We start from the raw sequence: 11,449 nt of genomic DNA on the forward strand, positions 1-11,449 counted from the left end.
AAGAAGTTCGCATTCGATCACACCCCAAAAAGGTCAGAACACTCTTGCATCACGGGCGGCAACCAAAGAAGTTCGCCACGATCAGCCCCGGCACGGCCTCATGCGCCCGCGCCGCATCCCGCGCCAGGTCCAACCGCTTCGGCAGTTTGACCTGCGGCACCAGCAGGAAGATCGGCGCGGTGACCTTGCCGCGCCCGGTCTTGGAGCGGGACACAACGGCCTGGCCCTTCGTGTTCAGCCGTCCCTCCGCCACCAGCAGGCTCGGACCGGTGCGGCGATAGACGAAGCGCAGGCGCAGGCCACGGCGGCGCTCCCATTCGCCGGGCGTGATCCTGCCGCCTCGGAGGGACTTGCCTGCGGCAGGCAGCGGGATCGCCAGCCAGAACCCATCCTTCGAGCGGATCAGAGGACCGGTGTCGTGCGCGCCGACGATGACCGGGGCCTTGGACCAGACCAGAGTGGCGGCGTCCAGGCTTTCGCCCGACCTCGGGAAGTTCTGGCTCCGGATCGAGTTGGCCAGCCGTGTGCCGAGCCCCGCGCCGGTGATCTGCAACCGCCAGGCAGACTTCAACCCGGTCCCGGCCTCGCGCATGGCGGCGGTGACGGCGCGTTCGCCCGCTGCCACCTCCGCCGCCATCATCGCGACGATGTCGGGATCGATGTCGAGCTTCAGTTTCACGCGGGCCTCAGATCGACGGTCCAGACCAGCCGCTCGCGGTCACGGACGGGCTCGCCCTGAATGAGGAAGGCGTCATCGTCAATCTCGATGCGGTCGCCCGGGCGCGGGTTCGCCACCTCGGCGACACGCAAATCGATGCGGGTGGTTTCCGACCAGAGCCGCGCATCGCCGAAGTCGGAGACGACATCCGCACGCCGGGCGACGACGCGCACCAGCACGGGCGCGCCGCCGTCGGCGATGTAGACCGCGTCCCGGCCGATGTTGGGATCGGCGAAGAGCGCGCCCACGGCGGCGGCGAAGGCGCTCATCAGAACGCCGCGTTCAGCCGCACCCGGCCGATGGTGTCGCCCGCGCCGCTCGCCACCGCCTCGACGGCCACGCCGATGAGGGTGTTGTCGGTCGCGACTGTGGTGCAGCGCTTGTTGGTGTCCTCCCAAAAGACCTTGGCACCGACGGTCCAGGCCTGGGAGCCGACCTTGGTGATGTCGAAGACGCCGACGAGCGCGGTCTCGACGGGCTCGCCGAGGGCGGCCGCTCCGGCGGCGATGCCGAAGATGGAGCCGACGAGCAGACCATCGCCGGAGACGACGGCATAGGGCGCGGTCAGGGTGATTGTGTTGCCGGGCTGGACGTAGGTTTTCATGGGGAGGGTCCTTTCTCAGACGCGCTGATTGGTCAGGTGTTTTCGGATGCGGCCCGTCTTCAGGGCGGCGACGTGGCTGACGGTGACGCCGAACGCCCCGGCCACCTCCCGGCGGGAGAACCCCGCGCCGAGGCAGTCGAGCATCCGGCTGCATTGATGATCGGTTAGGCGAGAGAGGTGCGAGCGGTCGCCGCAGGGCATCGTGCCATGGTCGCGCTTGTGCTCAATGTTCTCACGCTGCGTGACGTAGGCGAGGTTTTCGACCCGGTTGTTGGACTTGTCGCCGTCGAGATGGGCGACGACCAACCCCTCCGGTCGCGACCCGAGGAACGTGGTCGCGACCAGAATGTGCAAGGCGATCCGCTGGCGGCTGCCTGCCGTTTCGCGGACCAGCGTATGGTGCAGATAGCCTTCGGGGTCGCGCCACGGCTGGCGCAGCGCCCAGTCGTGGCGTTCCAGCCAGCGAGAGCACGCACCACGAGGGATCCTGCCCTTGCGGTGCGCGCTCCAGACCCGGCCGGTCCGGTCGATGTGGTATCCGGGGAAACCGGGGATCGGCACCGCGCCCTGTCGATCATCGATCGTCATGGGAGCCAGCCGGACCTACGCCCCAGGATTTTTGTAGAGTCCGCGCCAGTCGATGGCCTTGGCGCCGAAGTCGAGGCGGCACTTGATCTCGACGCCGTCGACGTCGAAGCCGTTGCGGGTCTCGATGTAAGCGCCCTGCTGGCCCTCGAGATAGGCGTACTCGATGGTGTCGATCTGGTTCGGGCTGGCCGCCAGATACCAGGCGGTCTCGCTGTTTGCGTCGAGCCGGGGCTCGCTGATCGGCGCGAGCGTGCGGATCGACTGCGGCACCACGCTGGATGTCGCGGCGGGCACCAGGTTCTGGGCGACCAACTGCTCGGCCTTTAGTTCCAGCGAGGCGGGCACGATCAGGAAGGCGGGGCGGACGTTCAGCACCGTCTTCTTGTCGAGCCCGGTCTGCTTGGCCATGGCGGCGCGGGCCGCACCGACGCTGCTGACATCAAGCGCCGCCCCGGTACCTGCCAGGTTCTTGTGGGTGGTGTGGAACAGCGCGTTGCCGTCGGCCATCGCCGGGTTGGCGGTGATGATGCCCCAGACCACGTCCGACTCCAGCTGGGCGATGGAGTTGCCGTACATCGCCGGGATCCGGGTGAAGGCGTCGAGATCGTCGTTGATCAGGGTTTGGCGGGTGATGGCGACCACCCGGCCATAGGTCTTGACCTTGTAGCTCTCCTTGCTCTCGCCGAGCGTGCCGCGCTTGAACTCGCCGCTTTCGCTCACCTCCAACAGCTGCGGGGCCTCGCCAAGCTGGACCCGGTGCATCGCCTTGAAGTCAGTGGCCAGCACCTGGCGGCAGAACAGCATGAAGGTACGCGGATAGACCTCGTAGGCTTGCCGGAGGGTCTTGTTGGTGACCGCCGACAGGATCTCGGGGAAGTCCGAGGTCGAGTGCAGCGCCCGCGTCGCCACCTCGTCGCGCGACAGGCCGCGGGTGTTGACCCCGGCATTGCCGAGGCTTTCGCGGGCCAGTTCCAGCAGCGTCATGCCGCGATACTGGCGGGCGGCGTCCTCCAGCTGGAACAGCGTCGGGCTGTAGCGATGCAGGAGCGCGTTGGCCACCGCGTCGCGGCGGGTGATCCGCTCGTCCCTGCCGCCGAGCGGGACGGAGACATGCGGGAAGGTCCGGGTCTCGTCCGACTTCGCGGCGACCTGATCGAGGATCAGGCGGCGGGACTCGTCGACGCTGACGCCGCGCTTGACCAGATCCTCGGCGAAGCCGCGCTCGAGGTTCAGGCGGCCTGCAAGATCGTAGATGGTGGAGACGCGGTCGCGCTCGGCCTCGCGGGCGCGGGTGGCGACCGCCTCGGTGTCGGGCGCGGGAGTTGCCTGCGGCTTCGGCTGGCTGCGCGTCTCGCTGGCCGCGACCTTCGGGTCGGGCGCAGCCGGTTTCGGCTCGGTCATGGGGGTGTCCTCGGTTTCGACCGGCTCGGTCGGCTGGATGGTGGCGGGGGTTGCGGCGTCGCGCGCCGGGGTCTGGGTCTTGTCCGTCATCGGGGTCGGTCCTTTCGTGCTGGAAGAGGCGTCCCGGCGGTGAAGGACGCAGTCGTGAAGGGGATGCTGGGCGCGGAAGCCCGCGGCGGGGTCGGCGCCGACCGCGACGGCGGAAACCTCGAACGGCGTCCAGTCCACCGCCCGCCAGAGCTCGCGGGCGGCCTCGGGCTTCGAGACCTCGAAGCGGTGCACCTGGTAGCCGATCGAGACCGCGCGGATGTGCCCGGCCTGGATGTCGCGCCAGATCGGCTCGACATCGGCGCGCTCGGAGATTCGCACCAAGGCGATGCCGCGGCCGTTCTCGATCCGGGCCGAGCCAGGCACGACCGAGCCGATGACCGCGTCGAGCGTGTCGAGCTCATGCACCTTCAGGAACGGCGCGCCCGCGTTCAGCCGGTCGAGCCGGACATGGGCCGGGTCGAGGCTGAGCTCCTCGTCGTAGGGCTCCCCGAAGAAGGTCGCGCGCCGGACGCGGGCCCCGGCCGACCAGACCACCTCGACGGTGCGGCTGTCGGCATCGGCCGTGTTCGGCGCAAGCTCCGCCGACCGGCGCATGGCCGGCAGTTCGATCATCGTGTCCATGAAGGTCAGTCCTGTTGGTCGGCCTGCGCCGGGTCATTGTCCGCGTCGGCGGCCGGGTCGTCGTTCGCCGGATCGCTGGTCTGCGCGCTGCCGGTCTTGGTCACCCGCCGCGGATCGCTGTCGAGCACCAGCCCGAGCGCGTCGAGCTTGGCGTTGGTCGCGGCGATCTCAGCCAGCACGGCGTCCGGGTTGCGGCCCTGTTTCGCGATCACCTCGGCCAGCGTCATGGTGCCGGAGCGGATCGACAGCAGGTTCGCCATCGCGTCCTTCTGCGGATCGACCGCCTCGAACTTCGGCGGCGACCATTCGACCGGTACGATGGGCGACGGGATCTGGCCCGCCGCCCATGCGGCTTCCGTGAACCACCGCCAGACGGGCGCGCAGAACATCGGGATGAACAGCTGCCACTGCACGGCGTCGATCTGGCGGCGGAATTCCACCAGCCCCGCCCGGATCGAGGAATAGTTCACCTGGGAGAGGTCCCCGGTCAGCAGCTCGTAGGGCACCCGGAAGCCCGCCGAGATCGTGTGCAGGCTCGCCCGCTTGTATTCGCCGTAGCCGCCGGTAGCGGAGGGCTGGTTGAACCGGATGTCCTTGCCGCCGCGGGCATAGGCGATCAGCCCCGGCTCGAACTGCTCCACCCGGTTGCCATCGGCATCGACCACAGACGGCGCGATACCCTGCTGCGCCTCGTCATCGCCGAAGACGATGGCGGTGACACAAGCCTCGGTCTTCTTGCGGACCAGTTCCGCCACCTCGTAATCGTCGAGATCGCGCAAGGACCGGATCACCGGCGCGCCCCAGGGAACGCCGCGGGCCTGCGTGCGCTGCTTCTCGTAGACATGGGCGATCTCGGTCGCGGGGACCGGGCGGCTATGCAACCCGTTCTGCAGTGACCCGTAGGCGTCGCCCGGGTGTTCGGCATGGAGCCAGTAGGTCCGGCGCTTGCCGACCGGGTCGAACTCGATCCCCTGCACCAGCCGTCCCGCGCCGATGGCGCCGGATTTCGTGGCGTCGAGGAAGTCGGCCTCCAGCACCTGCAATTGCAGCGGCACCGGTAGTCCGTCCGAGGATCGCCGCAGACGGCGGCGCACCAGCACCTCGCCCGCCTCGACCATTTCCCGGCAGATCAGCGTCTGCAGGCCGTAGAAGTCGAGCTGGCCGTCGGCGTCGCACTCCGCCGTCCAGCGCTCGAAGAGCGCGTCGACCTTCCGGTCGAGCTTGTCGTCGCCGCTCGCGGCGCGGGGCATGATGCCCGCGCCGATGATGTTGTTGACCAGCACCGCCACGGCCTTGGCCGCGTGCGGGTTGTTGCGCACCAGATCGCGCATCCGGTCCCGCAGCAGCGCCCCGGCGACGCCAATCTCGGTGTCGGCGGAGGATCCGGGCGCGCGCCAGCCCTCCGTGCGTCGTCCGCGCGCGGCGCCATCGTAACCGCGCATCAGGGTCTCGAAGGCCTGTCGCGCCATCACGCGGCGGGCCGCCATGCGCGGAGCAACCGTCGCGATGGCGTGGTCGAACCAGTTGGCCGACATCAGCGGTCCCCGCGCGAGAATCCAGCCAGTCCGGCCACCGGCAGCGGCCGCGTGGTGCCTGCGATGGCGCGCTCGATGGTGCGGATGCGGGCGAGCAGATCCTCGGCCGAGCCGTAGTCGACCGATTTGCCGTCATAGCTGACCCGGGTCGTGCCGCTGGCATAGGCCCGGCGCAGCGCCGAGAGCTCGGTTTCCGTCCAGTCGGTCATCTTCAGAACCATCCTCCGCGCCGTCCGAGCCAGTCGGAGCGGCGCTTGCCCTGCGGGGCCTGTCCCGGCCGGTTGATCTGTCCGGCGGGATCGGTGTCGGTGGGGGCGGCCCCGAGCTGATCCTCGAGATCGCGCCATTTCTCGTCGGGCCAGCGGTCCGCGCCGGCGATCCAGGCGGCGGCGCGGGCATAGACCCGGCAATCCAGCGCCTCGTTGCGCTCGCGCAGCTTCTGCCATTCCAGCCGGGCGAAGCCGCGCTTGGTGCGCACCGTGACCAGCTGCTCGGCCACGAACTGCTTCAGCCATTCGTTCTCGACCCAGTGCGGCAGATGCACCGAGCCGGGCGGGAACGCCGCGCCGTCGGCCATCTCCTCCTCGGTCGGCCGCACCAGCCGCAGGAAGCGGTAGGTCTCGGCCTTGAAGGTCGAGACCGCCACGGTCCAGAGCCGCGCGCCGCGCCGCAGGCGTTTGCCTCCCTCGGTCGCGTCCACGAAGGTCGGGCCCGACACCGGGCTCGAGCGGTTGAAGCCCTCGACACCCTTCACCGGCGACACCTGCGCGAAGCCTTGCGCCCGCGACCAGGAATAGACCGCCGGGGCCTCGTAGCCGGTGTCGATGGCCAGCCGCGCGATCCGCAGTTGCGCGCCGCGTTCATGCGGCCAGGACCGATCCAGCAGCGCGGTTAGCTCCGACCACGCATCGTGCCGATCCGGTCCGCCCTCGATCACGACGTGATCGACGAGCCAGCTTTCAAGTCCGCGGCCCCAGGCCCAGACATCGACCTCGATCCGGTCCTTCTGCACGTCGGCGCCGGCGGTCAGGAACAACCCGCCCGCAGGCACCGTGCCGGATGTCCAGCGCTCGCGGCGGTCGTAAAGCCGCTGCCAGTCGGGCGCCTCCCCGGTTTCGACCCATGTCTCGCCGAGGATCGTGTTGCGGAACGCCTTGATCGCCTCGTCCGACCCCTGAGCCGCGTCCCATGCCCGCACGATCCGCCCCCAGCTCAGCCAGCCGATCGGCGAATAGAGCGCCGAGAGGTGATACCCGACCGTGGTCGGATCGGCGGCCGTGGCGGTTGCCCGCCATTCGCCGCCCTCCAGCATCGCCGTCTTGTGGTGTTCCGCGATGGGCCGCTCGCAGCCCTCGCAGTGATATTCCGCCGTCTCCGGACGACCCTTCTGCCAGCGCAGCCGGTCGAACTTCAGCCACTGCATCGCGCCGCAATGCGGGCACGGCACGAAATACCGCCGCTGGTCGGACGCGTCGTATTCCCGCTCGATCCGGCTCAGACCCCGGATGGTGGGCGTCGAGACCAGGAACACCTTGCGCCGGTGGCCCCATGCCGGGGTCGCGGGCTGCGTGGCTGCTGCGGCGGGCCGGGGTTTGTTGGAGGGCTGCGCGGGCACGGGCTCGCCCGCCATCACCTTCTGCCATTCGGGCGCGGTCGGCAGCACGACATGGTCGAGCTTGTTGGCGTCCTTGTAGGCGGGGTTGCGGCTCGGCTCGATCTGGATCTTGGCCACGAAGCTTATGCCGTCGAGATCGGCGAGCCCGCGCAGCACCCGCTTGGCTTTCGCCGCCTCGCTCATGTCCTCGGGGTTCAGCCCCAGCGCGCTGTCGATCATGGCGCGAAATGTCGATTTCGAGATCTTCCAGCCGATCGACTGGCCCTGCTCGTCGAGCTTGCCGCCCTGCACGGTGAAGTTCTGCCAGAACTTGCGCCGGGCATGCGGGCCCTCGGCCACGGTGAACTCGGCGTCGAGCATCAGCACGTCGCTGCCGGGCTGGTTGGAGGCCTTGAGCAGCCCTCGATCCGCATCGCTCGACCCGTCGGTGCCGCCCTTGCGCAGCGTCATCACCAGCTTGGCGAAGGTGCCGTCGGGGATCAGGTCGCCGGACTGCTGCGGCTCTCCATGATCGGCAAAGAGGGATTGGAAGGCGGTGGTCACGCGGCAGCCCGACCACTCGAACCGGTGGCGTGGTCGGGCTGCCCCTGCTCGGCGAGCAGGAGCGCGGACAGCGACACGGCTGCGGCCTTCGGCTTGGGGCGGGCGACGGCGATGTAGGCGAACTGGTCGGGACCCAAGCGCTCTTGCACCAGGTGCACGAGGCCCTGTTCGGCGGCCCAGAACGCACGGGCGCCTAGCCAGGTCAGCCTTGTGCGTTCTTCGGTCGTGAAGCGGGACAATCCCTGACAACGATCGAGCGTCAGAAAGCCGCGATGGTATTCCAGCCGGTCACCCGGCACGGCCTGCGCCACCCAGGCGCAGAACTCGATCTCGGTGAGCGGTCGGCGGGCGCGGACCGTGATGAAGGGGGTGGTGCCCATGAACATGATCTCCTCCTTTCGCCTCTACTCAGGCCGCAGCGAGATCGTCCCAGGCGGGACCGAGACCGTGGGCGGTGAGGACGTGGCGGAGATCGACCAGGCGGCGGTAGAGCGCGGACCGGCTGCCGAAACCCTCGGCCGCAAGCGCGGCGACAGGGCGATGCGCGAGCGCCGCGCAGAACCGGCGATCCTCGGCCGGGAGCCGCGCGAGGGCGGCCTGCAGAGCGTGGTGAAGCTCGGTGACAGCGGCGGTGCAGCAGGTCTGGCCGTGCCAGGCAGCAAGCCCGTCGTCCTCGGTCAGCGTGTCGCCGACCGGCTCGCGGGCTCCGGCCAGCGGCACCTCGAGCGACAGCAGCGACCCACACTGCGCACGGCGCTGGCGGTGATGGCGCATCGCGATCCGCGAGGACTGGTTACGCAGCACGATGTTGGCGAAGGCCCCGATGCTGCCGCGCGAGGGATCGTAGGCGGGCAAGCGGCGCAGCAGATCGACCAGGAGGTCCTGGCCCAGATCCTCGCGCTCGCAGACCGGCATGCTCAGCTTGCGCCGAAGCCGCTGTGCCGCCGCATCGGATTCGCGGATGATGGTTTCAACGTCGTTGGGGGAGAGTTCGATCTGCATCGCTGTGCGCCTCGGTCATCGTTTCTGATGAGCCCAAGGTGCCGGATACGGTCGGCGCGCAGGTGGGAACGGGGTGGGAATGAGGTGGGGGTTTGGTGGGTCTGGCCGCGTTAAAAAGCCAGCCGGACAGAAGGCCAGCTACGCCTGTTCATGCCTTGGTCGGCTCAAAGCCTGTTGCCGCGGTTGCTGGTCACTCGGATACTGCGGGCGCAATCGACCCGTCTCATCCCTTTGTTACTGTTCGATTTCGAGGCTATGGTCGAACCCGGCGATGGAATCGCTCGTCACGAAACAAGCATCTATCGTCCCTGAAGATGTGTATCCCAAGCTAGGACAGAAGTTCTATTGAGCGGTCAAAATGACATACTTGTTGGCGCGCGTAGAAAACTTTTCCCGCTTTGACGGGGAGAACTTATCCGCAGATCCAGTCATGGGCTACGGGCGAAGCGGCAAGGTCCCCCATGAAATCCATAACTTCTCGGTCGCATCAGATGGGTTCATTTATGGCTACCTTCCGAAAGAAGGTGGAGGGGACTTGAGCAGGCTGGGTGGCTATAGAGGCGACGCGGAAGTCTCCAACGTCACAGTAATATTCATCAGTAGCGGTGTGTTGTGCGGATATTATAGGAATGCGACGGTCTTTTCGCATCCGATTAGGCACCCTGATAAACTGGAAGCCGGCAGTTCGCCGATCTATTGCAGAGTGAAGGTGCAGCCTGAAAATGCATTTCTGATCCCAGCGGGCAACAGACACGACGAGCTACAGCCTAGACCATCCGGCCAGTTTCCAGTTCTCTACGGGAACGAAGATTCTGCGTGGGTCGGTTGGTTTGAAGGTTTGGTCGCAGGAATCCAGAAAACATTCCGCAGTGAGAAAAAACGTAGGAAATGGACAAATAGTGTTGAGCGCAGCTCCAAGGCTCGAGCAATGGCGCTTCATAAATACGGCCTTAGATGTGAATGCTGCAAGATAACGCACGCCGACAACGTTCGCGCGTCGATTTTTGAAGTTCATCACAAGGTACCATACGCGGAAAACTTCGAGACGCGGCAATTGAAGATATCCGATCTGGCAGTCCTTTGCGCAAATTGCCATCGAATGATCCACAGAATGCCGGATATTTCCGATGTCAATGCTCTTATAGCATATCTGAAGTAGGTGAACGGTACCGGTTCAGCCTTCAACAACGATGTCCGCAGCGACGACGCCTAGACGGTAGCCCCTTCCTCGGACGGTCATGATCAGGGCCGTGCTCTCGGCATCGGTGAACCCGGCAGCCTTGAGCGCGTCGCGCAACTCGCGGATCAAATCCTTGGCCTCGCGCGCCGTCGTGCCTTCGACATGGGATCCGGAGGCGACCTGATCGCGCGACAGCGCCTTTTCCACCAGACGCTCGAACACGGGGAAGATCTGACGCGACAGAATGACGGAGCGACCGTCCCATTGAACCTCGGCCGTTGCCCTTCGCACGCGAAGCACGGGCGCCAGCGGGACCGGCGCCAGAGCCGCGACATCGATTGAGACGCCGAGGCCATCCGAGGCAGGAATCAGCATCGCGAGGGTTTCGACCAGATGAAAGCCCGCATCGTGGTGTCGCCGCTCCGCCTCCGCTGGCAACTGCGGCGCAAGGATCGTGATGTCCGAACCCTGCGCGGCCTGGCGCAACGTTGCGATGATGCCGTCGCAGGTCAGGGCTGCGGGCTCCAGCGCGAGAAACACCGCCCGACCAGATGACGTATCGCCGAGCCGCCAGACCTTCTCTGCCGCCAGCTTCAGGGCCGCGCCAAATCCCGCAGCCGCGCCGATCACGGATGCCAGTGCCGCAGCCCCGATGCGGAACTCGCGCAGATCGTCCTCGGTGAGATCGACGTCATGTCGGCGGTCGAGCGGGCACTCAGCACGATATCCATCGCCCGCTTTCCGGATCGGCCGACAGGGGAGTCCGCATTCACAGCCGTCGCAGACCTCCCAATCGGAGAGCGGCGCCTGTTCGACCAAGACACGTTTCGCCAGCAGCCGGTCGAAGACCGGACCGAAGAACGGCGCGGCAAGCTCGCCGGGCAGGATTGCGTCGTCGCCAGCCTCACTCAGCCGCGTCAACAACCTCAAAATCGTCTCGGTCATTCATCAGCCCGTTCCGTTCGATCAGCTTCATCACCCGCGCCTCGTGCTGGGTGCGGCGGAACTGCACGACGCCCGGTGGCCGCAGCTTGACCGTGACCTGCGGCTGGCGCTTGCCGTCGCCCTTGAAGAGGATCCGGAACACGAGCTCGCCCAGCCGCCAGGCACCACCGAACGAGACCGGCGTGCTGCCGAAATGCTGGAGCGCATCACCGCCGAGGTCCCGCGAGCGCAGCGTGCGCACCACCCGGGGATACCCCTTCCTGCCGGGCGCCATCAGGTCGGCCGCCGCCTCGATGATCAGCACCTTGTCGATCAGCGGATCGTAGGCGGCATCGAAGGCGAAGCCCGGTCCGGCCAGTTCGACCGGGCGCAGGGTATAGAGGTCCTGCGCATCGTCGCCGTCGAAGAAGCTGGGCCTGTCTAGGATGATCGAGGCGAAGAGTTCCGCGATCTCGGGCTGATGCGCCTTCCGGATGCGGGCCAGCCGCAACATGCCGGTGTTCTCGGAGTATCGCAGCACGGCGTGAGAAATCTGGCGCACGCTGATGACCCGTTCGACCTGGCCCTCAACGACCGGCATGGTCGAAACCATGGAGCCGTGGCTGACCACGAGGTTGATCTCGTCATCGTCGTCGTAGTCGCCCAC

Annotated in this window: 13 protein-coding genes; 1 reads left to right on the forward strand and 12 read right to left on the reverse strand. The window is 67.1% G+C overall.

Features of this window, described 5'->3' with window-relative positions:
* Nucleotides 1-49 precede the first annotated feature (49 nt).
* The 10 genes from GE300_RS21400 to GE300_RS21445 are packed head-to-tail and all read right to left on the reverse strand — an operon-like array spanning nucleotide 50 to nucleotide 8,678.
* Nucleotides 50-679: a DUF6441 family protein gene (locus tag GE300_RS21400; protein WP_325063354.1), complete on the reverse strand. Its 630-nt coding sequence runs from the start codon at nucleotides 677-679 to the stop codon at nucleotides 50-52.
* A complete protein-coding gene (locus GE300_RS21405; protein WP_154449583.1) occupies nucleotides 676-987 on the reverse strand; it encodes a head-tail joining protein in 312 nt (103 codons plus the stop codon). The genes GE300_RS21400 and GE300_RS21405 overlap by 4 nt, the downstream gene beginning before the upstream one ends.
* Nucleotides 987-1,322: a DUF2190 family protein gene (locus GE300_RS21410; protein ID WP_154449584.1), complete on the reverse strand. Its 336-nt coding sequence runs from the start codon at nucleotides 1,320-1,322 to the stop codon at nucleotides 987-989. The genes GE300_RS21405 and GE300_RS21410 overlap by 1 nt, the downstream gene beginning before the upstream one ends.
* A gap of 15 nt (nucleotides 1,323-1,337) precedes the next feature.
* Nucleotides 1,338-1,910: an HNH endonuclease signature motif containing protein gene (locus tag GE300_RS21415; RefSeq protein ID WP_154449586.1), complete on the reverse strand. Its 573-nt coding sequence runs from the start codon at nucleotides 1,908-1,910 to the stop codon at nucleotides 1,338-1,340.
* Nucleotides 1,911-1,925: 15 nt separating this feature from the next.
* Complete coding sequence (locus GE300_RS21420) at nucleotides 1,926-3,983, reverse strand: prohead protease/major capsid protein fusion protein (protein ID WP_154449588.1); 2,058 nt, start codon at nucleotides 3,981-3,983, stop codon at nucleotides 1,926-1,928.
* 5 nt (nucleotides 3,984-3,988) lie between these two features.
* A complete protein-coding gene (locus GE300_RS21425) occupies nucleotides 3,989-5,518 on the reverse strand; it encodes a phage portal protein (RefSeq protein WP_154449590.1) in 1,530 nt (509 codons plus the stop codon).
* Nucleotides 5,518-5,727, reverse strand: a complete 210-nt coding sequence (locus GE300_RS21430) for a phage head-tail joining protein (protein ID WP_028030714.1) — start codon at nucleotides 5,725-5,727, stop codon at nucleotides 5,518-5,520. Before GE300_RS21430 ends, GE300_RS21425 begins: the two co-directional genes overlap by 1 nt.
* Before the next feature lie 2 nt (nucleotides 5,728-5,729).
* Nucleotides 5,730-7,676 (reverse strand): phage terminase large subunit family protein, encoded by a 1,947-nt coding sequence (locus tag GE300_RS21435; protein ID WP_325063355.1) that lies wholly within the window; start codon nucleotides 7,674-7,676, stop codon nucleotides 5,730-5,732.
* Entirely contained in the window at nucleotides 7,673-8,062 is a 390-nt protein-coding gene (locus tag GE300_RS21440; protein ID WP_197717490.1) for a hypothetical protein, read from the reverse strand. The genes GE300_RS21435 and GE300_RS21440 overlap by 4 nt, the downstream gene beginning before the upstream one ends.
* Before the next feature lie 22 nt (nucleotides 8,063-8,084).
* The gene (locus GE300_RS21445) at nucleotides 8,085-8,678 is read right to left on the reverse strand and encodes a sigma factor (protein ID WP_154449592.1); all 594 of its coding nucleotides are present in this window, start codon (nucleotides 8,676-8,678) and stop codon (nucleotides 8,085-8,087) included.
* Nucleotides 8,679-9,036: 358 nt separating this feature from the next.
* On the opposite strand from GE300_RS21445, the gene GE300_RS21450 reads away from it, so the two are divergent.
* A complete protein-coding gene (locus GE300_RS21450) occupies nucleotides 9,037-9,837 on the forward strand; it encodes an HNH endonuclease (RefSeq protein ID WP_154449594.1) in 801 nt (266 codons plus the stop codon).
* Between the two features lie 15 nt (nucleotides 9,838-9,852).
* On the opposite strand, the gene GE300_RS21455 is transcribed toward GE300_RS21450, so the two are convergent.
* Together GE300_RS21455 and GE300_RS23420 are read right to left on the reverse strand one after the other, a co-directional pair.
* Complete coding sequence (locus tag GE300_RS21455) at nucleotides 9,853-10,803, reverse strand: helix-turn-helix domain-containing protein (protein WP_154449595.1); 951 nt, start codon at nucleotides 10,801-10,803, stop codon at nucleotides 9,853-9,855.
* Nucleotides 10,763-11,449 (reverse strand): hypothetical protein (locus GE300_RS23420; RefSeq protein ID WP_233417290.1); only part of this gene is annotated, 687 nt, incomplete at its 5' end. The genes GE300_RS21455 and GE300_RS23420, both read right to left, overlap by 41 nt.

Origin of the sequence: Halovulum marinum, assembly GCF_009697225.1 — a bacterium.
GTDB lineage: Bacteria > Pseudomonadota > Alphaproteobacteria > Rhodobacterales > Rhodobacteraceae > Halovulum > Halovulum marinum.

Excerpts from the sequence above, each read along its gene's own strand:
- GE300_RS21430 (WP_028030714.1), bottom strand. The coding sequence starts at position 5,727 with ATGACCGACTGGACGGAAACCGAGCTCTCGGCGCTGCGCCGGGCCTAT.
- GE300_RS21450 (WP_154449594.1), top strand. The coding sequence starts at position 9,037 with ATGACATACTTGTTGGCGCGCGTAGAAAACTTTTCCCGCTTTGACGGG.
- GE300_RS21410 (WP_154449584.1), bottom strand. The coding sequence starts at position 1,322 with ATGAAAACCTACGTCCAGCCCGGCAACACAATCACCCTGACCGCGCCC.
- GE300_RS21415 (WP_154449586.1), bottom strand. The coding sequence starts at position 1,910 with ATGACGATCGATGATCGACAGGGCGCGGTGCCGATCCCCGGTTTCCCC.
- GE300_RS21445 (WP_154449592.1), bottom strand. The coding sequence starts at position 8,678 with ATGCAGATCGAACTCTCCCCCAACGACGTTGAAACCATCATCCGCGAA.
- GE300_RS21455 (WP_154449595.1), bottom strand. The coding sequence starts at position 10,803 with ATGACCGAGACGATTTTGAGGTTGTTGACGCGGCTGAGTGAGGCTGGC.
- GE300_RS21420 (WP_154449588.1), bottom strand. The coding sequence starts at position 3,983 with ATGGACACGATGATCGAACTGCCGGCCATGCGCCGGTCGGCGGAGCTT.
- GE300_RS21440 (WP_197717490.1), bottom strand. The coding sequence starts at position 8,062 with ATGTTCATGGGCACCACCCCCTTCATCACGGTCCGCGCCCGCCGACCG.
- GE300_RS21425 (WP_154449590.1), bottom strand. The coding sequence starts at position 5,518 with ATGTCGGCCAACTGGTTCGACCACGCCATCGCGACGGTTGCTCCGCGC.
- GE300_RS21405 (WP_154449583.1), bottom strand. The coding sequence starts at position 987 with ATGAGCGCCTTCGCCGCCGCCGTGGGCGCGCTCTTCGCCGATCCCAAC.